Consider the following 17,383-nt stretch of genomic DNA (forward strand, 5'->3'; position numbering starts at 1 on the left):
CCCCGTTTTTTGCCATAATACGCGCTGCCCTTTTTCTGCAACGAGATCCTGATGTCTGAATCGAATTCCCCTAATGCACTCAATCAACGTTTCCGTGGCTTCTATCCGGTGGTGATCGACGTTGAAACCGCAGGTTTCAACGCGCAAACCGATGCGTTACTGGAGATTGCTGCCATCACGCTGAAAATGGATGAAGAGGGCTGGATTCAGATTGACCAGACGCTGCATTTCAACGTCGAACCGTTTGTCGGTTCGCTGCTGCATCCTGAAGCGCTGGCGTTTACCGGTATCGATCCCAGCAATCCGCTGCGCGGAGCAGTCAGTGAATATGAAGCGCTGCATGCCATTTTCAAAATGGTGCGCAAGGGGATTAAGGACAGTGGCTGCAATCGCGCCATTATGGTGGCGCACAATGCCACTTTTGACCTGAACTTTATGTCAGCAGCGGCAGAGCGTGCCAGCCTGAAGCGCAATCCGTTTCACCCCTTTGCCACCTTTGACACCGCGGCACTCAGCGGACTGGTGCTGGGTCAGACGGTTCTGGCGAAAGCCTGTATTGCGGCGGGAATGGAGTTTGACAGTACCCAGGCGCATTCGGCGCTTTATGACACGCAGCAGACAGCAACACTGTTCTGCGAGCTGGTGAACCGCTGGAAACGCTTAGGCGGCTGGCCACTGCCTTTCGCGGAAGGCGATGCAGAAGCCAGTGCATCCGCATAAGGGAGGCTGCAATGGAAAAGGCCGACGTGATGTCGGCCTTTTTTTATTCTGCTTCTTTAAATTTTTCTGCAGTCTCTTTGATCAGCGTCTGCAGTTCACCACGCTGTAACATCTCAACGATGATGTCGCAGCCACCGACCAGCTCGCCATCAACCCACAGCTGCGGGAAGGTTGGCCAGTTAGCGAATTTCGGCATCTCGGCACGAATGTCCGGGTTCTGCAGAATATCCACGTAAGCAAAACGCTCACCACAGGCTGACAGCGCCTGTACCGCCTGTGCAGAGAAACCGCAGCTAGGCAGTTTCGGGGAACCTTTCATGTACAGCAGGATCGGATTTTCTGCGATCTGGCGCTGAATTTTTTCTACAGTACTCATAATTGCCTTCCTTAAATCGTGACTTCGTGTTTGTTTATTGTAGCGACTTCGCAGCGTGACTGAAAACGAGATTTTGTCCGCTACCGATTATACCGCCATCATTGTTAAGTCCTGCAGCGGGATGCACGACCCTCTGATTATTAACAGCGGGTAACAGTTTAATAATTCGTAATAATTTCGCTGATATAAGACGCTGAAAATGTTCATTTTCAGCGCGATTACGTGGGTTGCACAGATTAATATTAAAAGGCATTACAGTTTTTAAACGAACTGGACTAGAATGGCCTGGGCCCTGATCCTGGATCAGATTAATCTCAACTTTGTCGCGGTGCGTAGTGGCCCTGACAACTTAACTAATCAACGGACTATGCGTTTAATCATTACGCTTTTCATGCTGGCCATTGCGCAACTGTTTTTCAACGTCGCTGCTGCTTCACCGCACACGCCGGTGAACGTCAGTACGCATAAAGCAGAAAAAAAGAGTGCGCGCGACGATGAACGCCGCAAACGTCGCCAGGTAAAAACGGTGACGAAAAAGACTCGCCTCAGCCCTGTTCAAAAACTTAAAACGAAAAAACAGAAAAAAGTCGAACTCACTGCCAAACAGACGCCTGCTAAGAAGACCTCGCTTAAAACCGCCCGTATAAGCAAAAGCCTGCAAAAGAACAAAGAGAAGAAACGCTATGGCCATCAGCGCCTGCTAAAAACCGCTGAGGTCACCACCAGCGAGCCGGGCACGATTAAAATGAGCAAATCCCACCGTCAGCGTTATCAGAAGGCTCGCGAAACCGCGATGACCAAACTGATGGGCCAGCTGGGTAAACCCTACCAGTGGGGCGGCACTTCGCCGCATACCGGCTTCGATTGCAGCGGCCTGGTCTGGTACGCCTATAAAGATCTGGTGAAGTTTAAGATTCCGCGTACCGCTAATGAGATGTATCACCTGCGTGACGCCGCACCCATCAAGCGTGAGTCGCTGGAGAAAGGCGATCTGGTCTTCTTCCGTATTAATGGTCGCGGTACAGCGGATCACGTTGGCGTGTACCTGGGAGATGGCAAGTTTATCCAGTCACCGCGTACCGGAAAAGACATTCAGATTAGCGCATTAGGGGAAGATTACTGGCAGCGTCATTACATTGGTGCCCGTCGTGTGATGACGCCGAAAACCATACGCTAACCAGAAAACAGTCGTAAAAAGCCGGGAGATTCCCGGCTTTTTTTTAGTGCAGAATGGCGGTAAAACTAAAGGCTACAATCATCAGCAGACAGCCCGCAGTCGTCATTAAAGCCAGTTTAAGATCGGTACTCATTGTTTGCTCCTTAGTCACACAATTTGTGGGGATATCGCATTTTCCCACAGGGCCCGGTAAAAATCTCGTTTTATCCGTTCAGCCTTGTTAGAATCCCGCCTTTGTTGCGCAACGCGCGCAATCCTGATTCCGTTTGCGCCGGTTTTCAGGCGTTTTATTTTCGCCAGCGGCCTGTAAACCGGCCAAAAACGCGGCATTTTTGCGGAAAAAACCCTGAGCAGACGCAAACGTTTAACACTACGCTTATCATAGAGTTAGATAAGCACTGGAGTCCGATTTTCATGGCAACAATTAAAGATGTGGCGAAACGCGCTGGCGTCTCAACGACGACGGTTTCGCACGTCATCAATAAAACCCGCTTTGTCGCAGAAGAGACGCGTAACGCGGTCTGGCAGGCGATAAAAGAACTGCACTATTCGCCAAGCGCCGTGGCGCGCAGCCTGAAAGTGAATCACACCAGAACGCTGGGCCTGCTGGCGACCTCCAGCGAAGCCCCCTATTTCGCAGAGATTATTGAAGCGATTGAGAATCACTGTTTTGACAAAGGCTATACGCTGATTCTGGGGAATTCGCATAACGATCTGCAAAAACAGCGCGCCTATCTCAGCATGATGGCGCAGAAGCGTGTCGATGGTCTGCTGGTGATGTGCTCAGAATATCCAGACGACCTGCTGCAGATGCTGGAAGAGAACCGTAACATCCCGATGGTGGTAATGGACTGGGGCGAATCGCGCGCCGACTTCACCGACACGGTTCTGGATAACGCGTTCCAGGGCGGCTATCTGGCAGGACGCTATCTGATTGAACGCGGTCACCGCGACATTGGTGCTATCCCCGGTCAGATGGAGCGTAATACCGGTGGCGGACGTCATGCCGGTTTCCTGAAGGCGCTGGAAGAAGCCAGCATTCAGCCGCGCGCCGAGTGGATTGTCCAGGGTGACTTTGAGCCGGAGTCGGGCTATCAGGCGATGCAGCAGATCCTGTCACAGAAACAGCGCCCGACGGCGGTGTTCTGCGGTGGTGATATCATGGCAATGGGTGCAATTTGCGCCGCCGACGAAATGGGTTTGCGCGTACCGCAGGATATTTCGGTGATCGGTTATGATAATGTGCGCAACGCCCGCTATTTCGCACCGGCCCTGACCACCGTGCATCAGCCTAAAGCTCAGTTAGGTGAAAAAGCGCTGGATATGCTGCTGGACCGCATCACCAGTAAGCGTGAAGTGTCACAGACGATTGAAGTACACCCTACGCTGATTGAGCGCCGCTCGGTGGCCGACGGTCCATTCCGCGACTATCGCCGTTAATCCTCGCTTAACCACTCCTGATTAAGCGTTTGCGCATCACCCAGGTAGCTGAGCAACCAGCCAGTCGCCGGTGATGCGCGATCCTCAGCCCAGCTGACACAGCAGGGACTGTCCGGAAACGCCACCGGCAGAGTCAGTTCAACCAGATCGCCGCTGTCGAGCAGTGGCCTGGCAAGATGACCGGGCACCATCGCCACACACAATCCCGCCTGCACGCACTCCAGCCCGGTTTGCCATTCCGGCACCACCAGCCTGCGCTGGTTATCCAGCGTCCATGTCATTCGGCGCGGCAGTGCGCGTGAAGTATCTTCCAGCACCAGTGACGGCCAGCTACGCAGCGTGTCGTCATCGATCTGGCTCGCCTGCGTCAGGGGATGATCGGGCGCGACCACGCAGCGCCAGTTGAGTGTGCCCATATCGCGAAACGCAAAACGTCCGCCCACCGGAATCGCCTGGGTGGCCCCAATGGCCACTTCTACCCGGCCATCGGCCAGCGCATCCCAGACGCCGTTAAAAACTTCATAACTGATGATCAGCTCCATGTCGGGGAAATGGCGATAGAAATCTTTAACCAGTTGCCGGGTGCGCTGAGGTTTAGCGATACGGTCAACCGCGATGCTGAGCTGACCGCGCCAGCCGTTGGCCAGCTGCTGACACTGTCGTCGTGTGGCTAGCATTTTTTTGATGACGCTGCGCCCTTCACGGACAAAATGCTCGCCTGCCGGAGTCAGTACCACTTCACGGTGCTGACGCTCAAACAGCGGCACCGCCAGCCAGCTCTCCAGCTGCCGCACCGTGTAACTGATGGCAGAGGGCACCCGATGTAACTCCTGCGCAGCAGCGCTAAAGCTGCCGCCACGGGCGACTGCGTCAACCACTTCTAATGCATATTCTGACCACATAATCTGCCTTCAAAATTTTTAACAGCAAGCGGCAAATATTACCGTTTCACAGCAGCAAACGCACCTTTTACACTCTGCCGCGTTTATCCTGCAAAAATGAGAATGAGATGTTGTCGAATAAAGGATTTATGCCTTACCTTGCCCTGCTGAGCATGCTCGGCTTTTTAGCCACCGATATGTACCTGCCCGCCTTCGGCGCGATGCAGCAAACGTTTAACACCTCACCCGGCCTGATCAGCGCCAGTATGAGTCTCTTTCTGGGAGGCTTCGCTGTGGGTCAGCTCTTCTGGGGACCCATCTCCGATCGCATCGGCCGTAAACCTGTGCTGCTGACCGGGCTGGCCATGTTTGGGGTCGGTTGTGCAGGCATGCTGTGGGTCAATGATATCTATCTGATGCTGGCGCTGCGTTTTGTTCAGGCGATTGGCGTCTGTGCTGCTGCTGTTAGCTGGCAGGCACTGGTCGTGGATCGCTACCCTGCCGCACGTGCCAACAAAGTCTTTGCCACCATTATGCCGCTGGTTGCACTCTCTCCGGCACTGGCCCCGTTGCTGGGCGCCTGGCTGATTGGTCATTTCCACTGGCGTTCAATCTTCCTGGTGCTGACCCTGATTGCGGTAGCGCTGATTCTGACCACGTTGCGTCTGCCCACTGTTCGCAAAGTCGCAGGTGAAAAAAAGGCACAGCCGGGTTTCTTTACCCTGCTCAAATCGCGGGTTTATAGCGGCAACGTGCTGATTTACTCTGCCTGTTCTGCCAGCTTCTTTGCCTGGCTGACGGGTTCGCCGTTTATTCTGGCAGATTTGGGTCTCTCGCCTGCCGACATCGGCCTGAGTTATGTGCCACAGACCCTCGCCTTTTTAATAGGTGGCTTCGGCTGTCGCGCCCTGCTCAACCGCTTTAACGGTTCACAGTTGCTGCCCTGGTTACTGGGTATCTACAGCCTGAGCATTCTGGCGCTGTTTGCTGTTGCGCTTGCCGGCAACAGCACGCTGGTTAGCCTGATGGTTCCATTCTGCGGCATGGCGCTGGCGAACGGCGCGATCTATCCGATTGTGGTCTCCAGTGCATTAATGCCCTTCCCGAATGCTACCGGCAAAGCGGCCGCATTGCAGAACACACTGCAGTTAGGTCTGTGCTTCGCCGCAAGCCTGGCAGTATCAGCCGGATTAACTCAGGCGCTGTTTACCACCACACTCACGATGACGGCGACCATTGTGCTCGCGCTGTTCGGCTTCGCCATGCAGCGTGCCGCCAGCGCACAAAGTGTTGTTGCCTCAGCGCAACCTGCCTGCCAGGATAATCACTGACACACTGACTTCTTAGTTAGCATCCTAACAATAAGTCATTGAATATTGACCCGCGTGAGAATATACTCATTCGGGTCAACAAATCTGTAATAAATCAACAATATAATAACGTAATAATCTGATTGGCACCCTGTTGCCGGGACGGTATTCGCGCGCGTTATTCTCATCTTGCCCGTCCAGCTGCAGGCTATTCCAGTCCTCTGTATCACACAATAACCGGTGTGCGGAGTCATCCGTAACGTTTCTCAATGCCTGACGAAATTGGCTACTCTTTGTTCAGGTTCAGATTGGACAGGTGGTGGAAAAGCTATGAGTTCATCTTATGCTGAAGTAGTGAGCCCGGAAGAGAACCATTGGTATCGCATCGTTCATGAACTGCTGGAATCAGCGGATGTCGAAATCAATGGTTCACGTCCATGGGATATTCATGTTACGCATCCAGGTTTTTTTAAACGTGTTCTGCAGGAGGGTTCACTTGGGCTCGGTGAGAGCTATATGGATGGATGGTGGGAGTGTGACCGGCTGGATATGTTCTTTCACCACGTACTTAAACATAAACTCGATCAGCAATTGCCTCACCACTTTAAAGATACGTTGCGCATTGCCGCCGCTCGCTTAACGAATCTGCAATCAAAAAAACGGGCCTGGATTGTCGGTAAAGAACATTACGATCTCGGCAACGATCTTTTTTCACTGATGCTTGATCCTTATATGCAATATTCCTGTGGCTACTGGAAAGAGGCCACGACGCTGGCGACAGCACAGGAAGCCAAGCTGGATATGATCTGCCGGAAATTAGCGCTGGAACCCGGGATGTCGCTGCTGGATATTGGCTGTGGCTGGGGCGGACTCGCGGAATTTGCTGCACGTCATTACGGCGTCAAAGTGCATGGCGTGACGATTTCCGCCGAACAGCAAAAACTGGCGCAGCAGCGCTGTAACGGATTAGACGTCACAATTCTGTTGCAGGATTATCGCGATCTGAATGAGCAGTTTGATCGTATTGTTTCAGTGGGAATGTTCGAACATGTCGGGCCAAAAAATTACGCCACCTATTTTGATGTGGTCGATCGTAATTTAAAACCTGACGGTATTTTCCTGCTTCACACTATTGGTGCAATTAAGACCGATATGAGCGTCGATCCCTGGATCGATAAATATATCTTCCCCAATGGTTGTCTGCCGTCAGTGCGTCATGTAGCGGATGCCAGCGAGCCCCACTTTATTCTGGAAGACTGGCATAACTTTGGTGCTGATTACGACAAAACAATGATGGCCTGGCATGAACGCTTTGTGCAGGCCTGGCCAGAACTGGCTGATAAATATGGTGAACGCTTTAAGCGGATGTTCTCTTATTATCTCAATGCCTGTGCCGGTGCCTTCCGGGCGCGTGATATTCAGCTGTGGCAGATTGTGTTCAGTCGCGGTGTTGAGGGCGGATTACGGGTGGCGCGGTAGGGTCATGTTAAGAAGATGCTGCCGCGCTAAAGGCTTTAAAAAGGGGCCTGTTCAGTTTTGAGCGTGTAACAGCACAGGAACACAGAAAGATTTGAAAGAGACAAACCCGTTATCCGTGGCGGGGGACGCTTTCCTCTTCTGACTGTGTTCCCTGTGCTTCAGGCTATTATATCGCTGCCAGATTCACCCGGATGGGCTCCCCAGCAATCTTTGACGCTTATTAGCTCTCGGCGTCAGTCTGGCCGGTCAGCATGCTCATCGCTGCCGCGGCATCGCGCTGTGCTAATACCCGCTCAACGGTCTCTACGATTGCCTGCGTGTGTGGATCGATCTCAATATTAACCCGATCGCCAAACGTCTTCGCGCCCAGCGTGGTGCGCTCCAGCGTTTCCGGGATCAGATAGACGCAGAATTTGGTCTTCGTCACATCGCCGACTGTCAGGCTGATACCGTCGATGCCGACAAAACCTTTATGCAGAATATATTTCATCTGCGTCGGGTCCTGGATTTTAAACCAGACTTCGCGGTTATGTTCTGACTGGATAATCTTGCAGATCTCAGCGGTGGTCATAATATGACCTGACATCAGATGACCGCCTATTTCATCGCTGAATCGGGCTGCACGCTCAATATTGACCACATCACCCTGACGTAAATCACCCAGGTTAGTTACCCGCAAGGTCTCTTTAATTAAATCAAAACTGACCCAGTCGCCGTCAATTGCCGTCACGGTTAAACAGCAACCGTTGTGCGCGACAGATGCGCCCAGCGCCAGACCCGGTAAAAGCGCTTCCGGCAGTCGGACAGTGTGGGTACGAAACAGTTCTTTCTCTTCAATGGACACGATTTCTGCGGTGCCCTGCACAATACCGGTAAACATAGTCTTTGCCTCTGCGAAGTTTGCGCTAGTTTATCACAGCTCAGGTCAGGTGTTAGATTTCAGCCGACGCCCTCTATTTAATGACGGCGTAAAACGCATTGTGTGACAAAGATTGGCGAATGCTATTGCGCCAGTTACACTAGCCCGCGCAATTTCCTGGGCTTTTCTGCCCTTTTAATTCTTTCAACAAGTCAGGTGTTAACGTGCAGAAGTATTTAACAGAAGCGCGTCAATTGCTGGCCCTTGCGATTCCAGTCATCCTTGCTCAGGTGGCGCAAACCGCAATGGGATTTGTGGATACCATTATGGCCGGTGCAGTCAGCGCCACGGATATGGCCGCCGTTGCTGTCGGCACCTCTGTCTGGCTTCCGGCCATCCTGTTTGGTCATGGTCTTCTGCTTGCATTGACGCCCACCGTTGCGCAACTCAACGGTTCAGGTCGCCGCGAACGCATCGGCGAACAGATTCGCCAGGGATACTGGCTCGCTTTCTTCGTCTCGCTGCTGATTATGGTGCTGTTATGGCATGCAGGCTATCTCATCCGGGCGATGCATGACATCGATCCTGCGCTGGCGCTGAAAGCAGAAGGCTATCTTCATGCCCTGCTGTTTGGCGCGCCTGGCTACCTCTTCTTCCAGGTGCTGCGCAACCAGTGCGAGGGGCTGTCGAAAACCAAACCCGGCATGGTGCTGGGCTTTCTGGGCTTGATGTTCAACATCCCGCTCAACTATGTCTTTATTTATGGGCACTTCGGCATGCCTGCCCTGGGTGGTGTCGGCTGTGGTGTAGCGACCGCCTCTGTTTACTGGGTGATGTTTATCTGTATGCGCTTCTGGGTGCGCCGGATGGGCAGCATGCGTGATATCCGGCTTGAGAGCCGCTGGTCGCCTCCTTCGCGTCCGATTCTGAGCCGCCTGATGACGCTGGGATTGCCAGTGGCATTGGCACTCTTTTTTGAGGTCACCTTGTTTGCCGTTGTTGCTCTGCTGGTCTCGCCACTGGGTATCGTCAATGTGGCGGGTCACCAGATTGCGCTGAACTTCAGTTCACTGATGTTTGTGTTGCCGCTGTCGCTGGGTGTCGCGACCACCATTCGCGTCGGTTATCGTCTGGGTCAGGGGTCCACCGAGCAGGCACGGGTCGCGGCCTGGACCGCTCAGGGTGTGGGCATCAGCATGGCCGCGCTGACCGCGATTTTTACCGTCACGTTTCGTCATCAGATCGCCCTGCTCTATAACGATAATCCCGAGGTGGTGACACTGGCGGCACAGCTGATGCTGCTGGCGGCCATTTATCAGTTTTCGGACTCGATTCAGGTGATTGGCAGCGGGATCCTGCGCGGCTATAAAGATACGCGGTCGATTTTCTTTATTACCTTTATTGCTTACTGGCTGCTGGGACTGCCCGCGGGCTACCTGCTGGCACTGACCGACTGGATTGTGCCGCGGATGGGTCCGGCGGGTTTCTGGTGCGGTTTTATTATCGGTCTGACTTCAGCGGCGCTGATGATGCTCTGGCGTATCAGACGGTTGCAGCAGTTACCGGCGGACATCATCCTGACACGTGCAGCACGATAGCTTTAAACGCGGGTCATTCGTGGCCCGCAATGTCGAAAAAAACGACGGTTAGCACAGTTGCTGCTCAGTCATGGCGAAAAAACTATTTTCCCCTTGCCAGGCTTACACACTGCCGTTAATATTCGTCCCCGCTGTCGCCCTGACAGCATGTTGCGCTCTTAGCTCAGTTGGTTAGAGCACCACCTTGACATGGTGGGGGTCGATGGTTCGAGTCCATTAGAGCGCACCAAGTGCGTCCGTAGCTCAGTTGGTTAGAGCACCACCTTGACATGGTGGGGGTCGGTGGTTCGAGTCCACTCGGACGCACCAATATTTAGTATGCGCTCTTAGCTCAGTTGGTTAGAGCACCACCTTGACATGGTGGGGGTCGATGGTTCGAGTCCATTAGAGCGCACCACTTTCAGAATTCCTTCAGTTTGCGCAACGCCTCCTTTTATTGATCTGCATCGCTTCTCCCCTCTGCTTTTTGATTGGTTTTCGCATACTTAGCGTCTATACTGTCCCGCGTTGCTTACTTGAAAGGTTTCAGCGATCACGTGCTTACTGCGATAACTCAAATGATTTGCGCAACAACAGCGTGGTGGTTACCAACCGTAACCGCACAACTTCCCTGCACGCCTGGCCTTCGTCACCTATTCTTACTCAGTACTGCCCTTTTCAGTCTCAATCAGAAATTTCACTTCGATGCGCTGCCATCGAATTCCGCCCTTATTCATCCATCACAACTTACAGAAAATCCGTCATGAAAAAGACTAAAATCGTTTGTACAATCGGCCCGAAAACCGAATCCGAAGAGATGCTGACTCAGCTCCTCGAAGCTGGCATGAATGTCATGCGTCTTAACTTCTCGCACGGCGACTATGCCGAACATGGTCAGCGCATCACCAATATGCGTGCCGTTATGCAAAAAACCGGTCGTCAGGCCGCGATCCTGCTGGATACCAAAGGCCCTGAAATCCGCACCATGAAGCTGGAAGGCGGTAACGATGCAGCGTTGAAAGCCGGCCAGACATTTACCTTTACGACTGATCAGAGCGTGATCGGTAACAGCGAACGCGTTGCAGTTACCTATCCAGGCTTCACGGCTGACCTGAAAATCGGCAACACAGTGCTGGTCGATGATGGCCTGATCGGCATGGAAGTCACCGAAGTCACTGAAAATACCGTGGTGTGTAAAGTCCTGAACAATGGCGATCTGGGCGAGAACAAAGGCGTTAACCTGCCAGGTGTTTCTATCCAGCTGCCCGCTCTGGCTGAAAAAGATAAGCGCGATCTGATTTTTGGTTGTGAGCAGGGCGTTGACTTTGTCGCTGCCTCTTTCATCCGTAAACGTTCAGACGTGCTGGAAATTCGTGAGCACCTGAAACAGAACGGTGGCGAACACATCCAGATCATCTCCAAAATTGAAAACCAGGAAGGCCTGAATAACTTCGACGAAATCCTCGAAGCGTCAGACGGCATCATGGTTGCACGTGGCGACCTGGGCGTTGAGATCCCGGTTGAAGAAGTGATCTTCGCGCAGAAGATGATGATCAAAAAATGTAATAAAGCACGCAAAGTGGTTATCACAGCCACCCAGATGCTTGATTCCATGATCAAGAACCCGCGCCCTACCCGCGCAGAAGCCGGTGACGTCGCCAACGCCATCCTTGATGGGACTGATGCTGTCATGCTGTCAGGTGAGAGCGCCAAAGGCCGTTATCCGCTGGAGTCAGTCACCATTATGGCGACCATCTGCGAACGTACCGACCGTGTGATGAAGTCACGCATCGACAGCCAGAGTGATAACCGCAAAATGCGTATCACAGAAGCCGTCTGCCGTGGTGCTGTTGAGACCGCTGAGAAGCTGGAAGCGCCTCTGATTGTGGTGGCTACCGAAGGCGGTAAGTCGGCGAAATCTGTACGTAAATATTTCCCGAACGCAACTATCCTGGCGCTGACTACCAATCCGACCACTGCACGTCAGCTGATCCTGAGTAAAGGCATTGAGACGCGTCTGGTGACTGAGATCGCATCAACCGACGATTTCTATCGTCTGGGTAAAGAAGCGGCGCTGGAAAGTGGCTTTGGCCAGAAAGGTGATGTCGTGGTTCTGGTGTCCGGTGCATTAGTACCAAGCGGAACTACCAACACCGCTTCCGTTCACGTCCTGTAAAACTTTCTTAAGCCATTATTTTGAAGCGCCTGAGTCAGGCGCTTTTTTTATTTCTACCTAAACCAAATACCAGAAAATTCCAATCGAAAATAACTATTCAAATACTCTTAATATTAAGGTTAATCCGATTAAATCTCTCTGTTTTCCCTTAATTTTTTTATCATATTCTGTGATCCGCTGCTTCTTTGAGCGAACGATCAAATTTAAGCATCTTCTCATCAAAAATTTATTCTCAACTTAAAAAGCTTTGTGTAATACTTGTAACGCTACATGGAGATTAACTCAATCTAGAGGGTATAAATAATGAATCGTACTAAACTGGTACTGGGCGCGGTAGTTCTGGCTTCAACTATGCTGGCTGGTTGCTCAAGCAACGCTAAAATCGACCAGCTGTCTTCAGACGTTCAGACTCTGAACGCTAAAGTTGACCAGCTGAGCAACGACGTGAACGCAGTGCGTTCAGACGTTCAGGCTGCTAAAGATGACGCAGCTCGCGCTAACCAGCGTCTGGACAACCAGGCTCACTCTTACCGTAAGTAAGAGTTCTGGTTTAAAAATGGCGCCTTTATGGCGCCATTTTTTTTGCCTGAATTCAGCACCCTTTCGGGTACGTGTTGCTTCAGGGTTGAACCGCTTTACCTTCAGTCTGTGAAACCGGATTCTCCGCGCTCGCAGAGGCACTCTCCAGCCCCGCAGGCAGCACGGTGTCACTCTGTACCGGCTCTCCACTGCTCACCAGCACAGGCATGCCTGAGCGGCGCGTTAAGCTGGCTTTAATCAGCGCGCTATCACTCTTCTCACTTTTCATAAACTTCTTCAGGTCACCGGTGATCGCAATCGGCATGGTCTGGGGATCGTCTTTGTCGCTATGGGATAGCGGCTGGTGTACTTCCACGTAGCGTTTCCCATCCGGCTCCACGGCGTACTTCACCGGCTGATTGATGATCTGAACACGCGTGCCTTTTGGCGCCGCGTTAAACAGCGCTTCAATATCCTCTGAGCGCAGGCGGATGCAGCCTGAACTGACGCGCATGCCGATGCCAAACTTCGCATTGGTGCCGTGGATCAGGTACTGGCCAGTGCCGCGCGCCAGACGCATGGCAAACTGTCCCATCGGGTTATCCGGTCCGGCCGGGACCACGCCGGGTAGCGTAATGCCCTCTTTGGCGTAACGCTTGCGGATGTTCGGAGTGGGCGTCCAGGTAGGATTCGGGATTTTCTGGCTGATTTGCGTCACCATGACGGGTGTTGCTGCGCCCAGTTGGCCAATGCCGATGGGATAGACGATGACTTTATCTTCCCCTTTGGGATAGTAGTAGAGGCGAAGCTCGGCGAGATTCACCACAATCCCTTCGCGCGGCGTATCGGGCAGGATCATCTGCAGCGGCACCGTCAGCTGGGTGCCCGCTTTGGGCAGCCAGGGATCGGTTCCGGGATTTGCCTCCAGCAGACCCAGCAGGCCGACCTGGTAACGGGACGCGATCGATTCCAGGGGTTGTTTATCATCGGGAACCTGTGTCAGGACGTTCTCGCCAATCAGGCGACTGTCAGGCGGTGGCAGCGGATATTCGGTGGCGAACGCGGGTGCAGAGAGCCCAAAACAGGTCAGCAGCAATGCACCGGCTAAACGTAAAGCAGGTTTCATGCAATTTTCTCGTCAGATAAAAAACAGACGCCGGATGGCGTCTGTGGAGTGTAACTTAGCTGAGGTTCTGAGCGGTATGGCGAATAGACCGAATCATCGCCTCCAGCCCCTGCGACCGGGTGGGCGTCAGGTGCTGCATCAGGGCCAGTTCGCCAAACCAGTGGCGCACATCCAGCGCCAGAATGTCGGCGGGCTGAAGGTTCTGATAAAGACTAAATACGATAGCAATCAGTCCTTTAACGATAGCGGCATCGCTGTCGCCTTCAAACGCAATCGAACCATCTTCCTGCGGGGTCATTCTGATCCACACCTGACTCTGACAACCCGAAATCACGTTTTCCGGCTGGTGTAAGGTTTCAGAAGATTCCGGAAGCTTTGAACCCAGTTCGATAATGTAGAGGTACTTCTCTTCCCAGTTGGCGCAACGATTAAAGTTGCGAACCAGTTTCTCTTTTTCAGGCAAAGTCGCCATCACTCACTCCGTTAAAACTGTTCAGCCGCCCAGCAGACGATGAATGCGCGTCAGACCGGCAGCCAGACGATCCACTTCCTCTTCACTGTTATAGAAGGTGAAGGAGGCACGGCACATCGCCGGAACATTGTAGTGCTGCATCAGCGGCATCGCACAGTGATGTCCGGTGCGAATCGCAATACCATATTGATCCAGGAAGCTGCCGACGTCGTAGGCGTGATGTTTACCCAGATTAAAGGCAATCACACCGGCACGTGACTGCGGGCCGTAAATCTGAATATCGGGTACGGTGCCCAGCTTATCGAGCGCGTAGTTCATCAGTGCAGTTTCACGCTGATGAATGGTGTCCAGCCCCAGCGCCTGTACATAGTCCAGTGCCGCACCAAAGCCGATGATACCGCCGGTATTCGGCGTACCCGCTTCAAAACGCCACGGCGCACTGTTCCAGGTGGTGCCGGTGGGCAGCATGACCTGACCGATCATCGAACCGCCGCCTTCCCACGGTGGCATCTCATCCAGCAGCGCTTTGCGGCCGTAAAGAATCCCGACGCCGTTTGGACCATAGAGTTTATGGCTGGAGAAGACATAGAAGTCGCAGCCGATATCCTGCATGTCGACCTTGTCATGCATCACCGCCTGTGCGCCATCCACCAGCGTGACGACGCCGGCAGCTTTGGCCTGGGCTACGATCGCCTTAACCGGGTTAACGGTGCCGAGTACGTTTGAAACGTGCGTGACGGCCAGTAACCGGGTGCGGCTGTCAATCAGACCCGCCAGATGCTCCAGCGCCAGCTCACCATTGTCATTTAATGGCAGCACGCGCACTTCTGCGCCCGTACGCTGTGCCAGCATTTGCCAGGGAACGATATTGGCGTGATGCTCCATCTCGGTGATGATCAGGTTGTCGCCCGCCTGGAGGTTACTGCTACCCCAGGTGTTCGCCACCAGATTGATACCTTCGGTGGTGCCTTTGACAAAGACGATCTCTTCCTGCGACTGCGCATTGATGAAACGGGCAGCCTGTTCGCGCACATTCTCCATGTCGCTGGTTGCCTGCTGGCTCAGCGTATGAATGCCGCGATGCACGGCCGCATAGCCATGCTGGTAGAAATGACTCTCGGCGTTAATCACCGAGAGTGGACGCTGTGCGCTGGCTGCACTGTCAAGATAGGCCAGCGGATGACCGTTGACCTCACGCTTCAGGATAGGAAAATCAGCCCTGATGCGTTCGAGATCGAAGTTCATCATACGTCGCCTCCGGGAAAGCGTTCAGCAATACGCTGCAGCACGGCCTGACGCATCACACTGTTTTCCAGCGTTTCTGTCAGTTCTGCGGCAAATGCATGAATGATCATGGTCTGCGCCGCATCCTGTTCAATACCGCGCGAACGCAGGTAGAACATCTGCTCATCATCGATGCGACCAATGGTGGCACCGTGACTGCATTTCACGTCATCCGCATAAATTTCCAGCTGCGGTTTGGTATCAACTTCAGAAAGTTTGCCCAGCAACAGGTTATTGTTGGTCATCTGCCCGTCGGTCTTCAGCGCATGCTGAGCCACTTTGATGTGACCATTAAACACCGCACGGCCTTTATCACGCACGATGGTTTTATGCATCTGGCGGCTCATACAGTGGCCTTTATTGTGCTCCAGGTAGGTGCGGGTGTCCGCCACTTCCTGTTTCACCGGCAGCACCAGGCTGTTAATCGCCAGCGTGGTATTTTCGCCGTTCAGCTGCGTACTGGTGTTGTGACGCGACAGGCCGGCACCCAGCAGGAAGCTGGTGCTGCTGACCTGGCCATCGTTACCAATAACCAGATCGTTGTGCGCGAAGTGGTAGCTGGCACTGCTTTCAAAGGCCAGCTTAGTGTGGGTCAGCTTTGCATTGTCGCCGACCGCAAAGGTAAAGCGCGTGCCAGTGAAATGGGCGCGCTCATCCAGGGAAACGTAGTGCTCAATGACTTCCGCTTCTGCACTCTCTTCAAGCTGCAGATGATGACGATAGTGAACCGTATTCATGCCCGTCTGCTGGCCGCTGGTGATATGCAGCAGGTAGATCGGACGCGCAGCGGATTTACCGCGTGCCAGACGCAGGGTCGTCACCTCTTCCGCCAGACTTTCTGTCAGATGCAGGAAAATTTCCGGCTGAACCGCAGCGGGGAGCGGAGGACGCTCAGCGGCCATGCTGTGCTGAACCTCGAACAGTTCGACGTCGCGGCTGCTGAATTCAGGCTGAAACTGACCGTCAACATACACCAGACGGATCGCATCCAGCGGCAGTGCCAGCGCATCAACCTGTTCAGCGCTCAGGGTCTGAGGCGCATCGGGCAGCACAAACTGCTGAGACAGCAGCGTATCCAGCGGCGTGTACTTCCAGTTTTCATGCTTGCGGGTTGGCAGGCCAACGCGCATCAGTTGCTGCCAGTGCTGCTGAGCCTGCAGAGAACGCACGTCGCCGCGTGATTCAAACAGGTGATGCCACTGTTGCAGCACAGAATCACTCTTCGTCGGTAAGCCAGCCATAACCTTGCTCCTCCAGCTGTTTCACCAGCGAGAAGTCGCCAGATTTCACGATTTTGCCCTGATACAGCACATGAACGAAGTCTGGCTTGATGTAGTCCAGAATACGCTGGTAGTGCGTCACGATGATAAAGGCGCGCTTCTCGTCGCGCAGGCTGTTCACGCCATTCGCAACAATTTTCAGGGCATCAATATCCAGACCGGAGTCGGTCTCATCCAGGATGCAGAGTTCCGGCTCCAGCGCCGCCATCTGCAGAATATCGTTACGCTTCTTCTCACCACCGGAGAAGCCGACGTTAACTGAACGGGTCAGCAAATCTTCCGGCATCTTCAGCAGCTGAATTTTCTCTTCAATGAAGTCCTGGAAATCGAAGCGATCCAGCTCTTCCTGCTGACGATATTTGCGCACCGCGTTGACCGAGGTTTGCAGGAAAAACTGGTTGCTGACGCCTGGAATTTCGACCGGATACTGGAAGGCCATAAAGATACCTTCACCGGCACGCTCTTCAGGCGCCAGTTCCAGCAAATCTTTGCCTTTGAAGGTCACCGAACCGCCCGTGACTTCATAATCTTCGCGGCCTGCCAGCGTAGCCGACAGCGTACTTTTACCTGAGCCGTTCGGGCCCATGATGGCATGCACTTCGCCTGGTTTAATTTCGAGATTCAGGCCACGCAGAATGGCTTTATCTTCAACACTGACCTGCAAATCTTTAATGCTTAACATTCTTATTCCTTCACATTGCTTCCGG

General features: G+C 53.3%; 17 protein-coding genes and 3 tRNA genes. 11 read left to right on the forward strand and 9 right to left on the reverse strand.

What is annotated here, in order from left to right; all coding sequences use genetic code 11:
* Positions 1-51 precede the first annotated feature (51 nt).
* Positions 52-720, forward strand: coding sequence for a ribonuclease T (rnt, locus tag EE896_RS10480; RefSeq protein ID WP_003850282.1), 669 nt, complete (start codon positions 52-54; stop codon positions 718-720).
* A 43-nt stretch (positions 721-763) separates the two neighbouring features.
* On the opposite strand, the gene EE896_RS10485 is transcribed toward rnt, so the two are convergent.
* Positions 764-1,099: a Grx4 family monothiol glutaredoxin gene (locus tag EE896_RS10485; RefSeq protein ID WP_170933470.1), complete on the reverse strand. Its 336-nt coding sequence runs from the start codon at positions 1,097-1,099 to the stop codon at positions 764-766.
* Between the two features lie 364 nt (positions 1,100-1,463).
* Here EE896_RS10485 and EE896_RS10490 point away from each other — a divergent pair, with 364 nt between their 5' ends.
* Positions 1,464-2,273 (forward strand): C40 family peptidase, encoded by an 810-nt coding sequence (locus EE896_RS10490; RefSeq protein ID WP_033743298.1) that lies wholly within the window; start codon positions 1,464-1,466, stop codon positions 2,271-2,273.
* Positions 2,274-2,316: 43 nt separating this feature from the next.
* Here the strand turns inward: EE896_RS10490 and cydH are convergent, their stop codons facing one another.
* Complete coding sequence (gene cydH / locus EE896_RS10495) at positions 2,317-2,406, reverse strand: cytochrome bd-I oxidase subunit CydH (protein WP_010245592.1); 90 nt, start codon at positions 2,404-2,406, stop codon at positions 2,317-2,319.
* A gap of 281 nt (positions 2,407-2,687) precedes the next feature.
* On the opposite strand from cydH, the gene purR reads away from it, so the two are divergent.
* A complete protein-coding gene (gene purR / locus EE896_RS10500) occupies positions 2,688-3,713 on the forward strand; it encodes an HTH-type transcriptional repressor PurR (RefSeq protein ID WP_003850290.1) in 1,026 nt (341 codons plus the stop codon).
* Here purR and punR read toward each other — a convergent pair.
* Entirely contained in the window at positions 3,710-4,615 is a 906-nt protein-coding gene (gene punR / locus EE896_RS10505; RefSeq protein WP_003850292.1) for a DNA-binding transcriptional activator PunR, read from the reverse strand. The two genes, purR and punR, sit on opposite strands and share 4 nt — an antisense overlap.
* Positions 4,616-4,722: 107 nt before the next feature.
* On the opposite strand from punR, the gene punC reads away from it, so the two are divergent.
* Positions 4,723-5,925 (forward strand): purine nucleoside transporter PunC, encoded by a 1,203-nt coding sequence (gene punC, locus EE896_RS10510; RefSeq protein ID WP_140915569.1) that lies wholly within the window; start codon positions 4,723-4,725, stop codon positions 5,923-5,925.
* 309 nt (positions 5,926-6,234) lie between these two features.
* Positions 6,235-7,383 carry a cyclopropane fatty acyl phospholipid synthase gene (cfa, locus tag EE896_RS10515; RefSeq protein ID WP_140915568.1) on the forward strand — a complete coding sequence of 383 codons (1,149 nt, stop codon included), beginning with the start codon at positions 6,235-6,237 and terminating at the stop codon, positions 7,381-7,383.
* Between the two features lie 220 nt (positions 7,384-7,603).
* Here cfa and EE896_RS10520 read toward each other — a convergent pair whose 3' ends face one another.
* Positions 7,604-8,263, reverse strand: a complete 660-nt coding sequence (locus EE896_RS10520) for a riboflavin synthase (RefSeq protein ID WP_039660346.1) — start codon at positions 8,261-8,263, stop codon at positions 7,604-7,606.
* Positions 8,264-8,466: 203 nt separating this feature from the next.
* On the opposite strand from EE896_RS10520, the gene EE896_RS10525 reads away from it, so the two are divergent.
* From EE896_RS10525 to EE896_RS10550, 6 genes are all read left to right on the forward strand, one after another.
* Positions 8,467-9,840 carry an MATE family efflux transporter gene (locus tag EE896_RS10525; protein WP_003850300.1) on the forward strand — a complete coding sequence of 458 codons (1,374 nt, stop codon included), beginning with the start codon at positions 8,467-8,469 and terminating at the stop codon, positions 9,838-9,840.
* A gap of 152 nt (positions 9,841-9,992) precedes the next feature.
* A tRNA-Val gene (locus tag EE896_RS10530) sits at positions 9,993-10,069 on the forward strand.
* A 3-nt stretch (positions 10,070-10,072) separates the two neighbouring features.
* Positions 10,073-10,149, forward strand: a tRNA-Val gene (locus tag EE896_RS10535).
* 11 nt (positions 10,150-10,160) lie between these two features.
* Positions 10,161-10,237, forward strand: a tRNA-Val gene (locus EE896_RS10540).
* Between the two features lie 345 nt (positions 10,238-10,582).
* The gene (gene pykF / locus EE896_RS10545; protein WP_003853214.1) at positions 10,583-11,995 is read left to right on the forward strand and encodes a pyruvate kinase PykF; all 1,413 of its coding nucleotides are present in this window, start codon (positions 10,583-10,585) and stop codon (positions 11,993-11,995) included.
* Between the two features lie 303 nt (positions 11,996-12,298).
* A complete protein-coding gene (locus EE896_RS10550) occupies positions 12,299-12,535 on the forward strand; it encodes a major outer membrane lipoprotein (RefSeq protein ID WP_003853216.1) in 237 nt (78 codons plus the stop codon).
* Positions 12,536-12,614: 79 nt separating this feature from the next.
* Here EE896_RS10550 and EE896_RS10555 read toward each other — a convergent pair whose 3' ends face one another.
* The 5 genes from EE896_RS10555 to sufC are packed head-to-tail and all read right to left on the reverse strand — an operon-like array spanning position 12,615 to position 17,358.
* Entirely contained in the window at positions 12,615-13,640 is a 1,026-nt protein-coding gene (locus EE896_RS10555) for a L,D-transpeptidase family protein (RefSeq protein WP_039660350.1), read from the reverse strand.
* Positions 13,641-13,695: 55 nt separating this feature from the next.
* Positions 13,696-14,112, reverse strand: coding sequence for a cysteine desulfuration protein SufE (sufE, locus tag EE896_RS10560; RefSeq protein WP_003853221.1), 417 nt, complete (start codon positions 14,110-14,112; stop codon positions 13,696-13,698).
* Between the two features lie 21 nt (positions 14,113-14,133).
* The gene (gene sufS / locus EE896_RS10565; protein ID WP_039660498.1) at positions 14,134-15,357 is read right to left on the reverse strand and encodes a cysteine desulfurase SufS; all 1,224 of its coding nucleotides are present in this window, start codon (positions 15,355-15,357) and stop codon (positions 14,134-14,136) included.
* Positions 15,357-16,637: a Fe-S cluster assembly protein SufD gene (gene sufD, locus EE896_RS10570; RefSeq protein ID WP_039660351.1), complete on the reverse strand. Its 1,281-nt coding sequence runs from the start codon at positions 16,635-16,637 to the stop codon at positions 15,357-15,359. Before sufD ends, sufS begins: the two co-directional genes overlap by 1 nt.
* Positions 16,612-17,358, reverse strand: coding sequence for a Fe-S cluster assembly ATPase SufC (sufC, locus tag EE896_RS10575; protein ID WP_003853225.1), 747 nt, complete (start codon positions 17,356-17,358; stop codon positions 16,612-16,614). Before sufC ends, sufD begins: the two co-directional genes overlap by 26 nt.
* Positions 17,359-17,383: the final 25 nt, after the last annotated feature.

Source organism: Pantoea eucalypti (assembly GCF_009646115.1).
Taxonomy (GTDB): Bacteria; Pseudomonadota; Gammaproteobacteria; order Enterobacterales; family Enterobacteriaceae; genus Pantoea; species Pantoea eucalypti.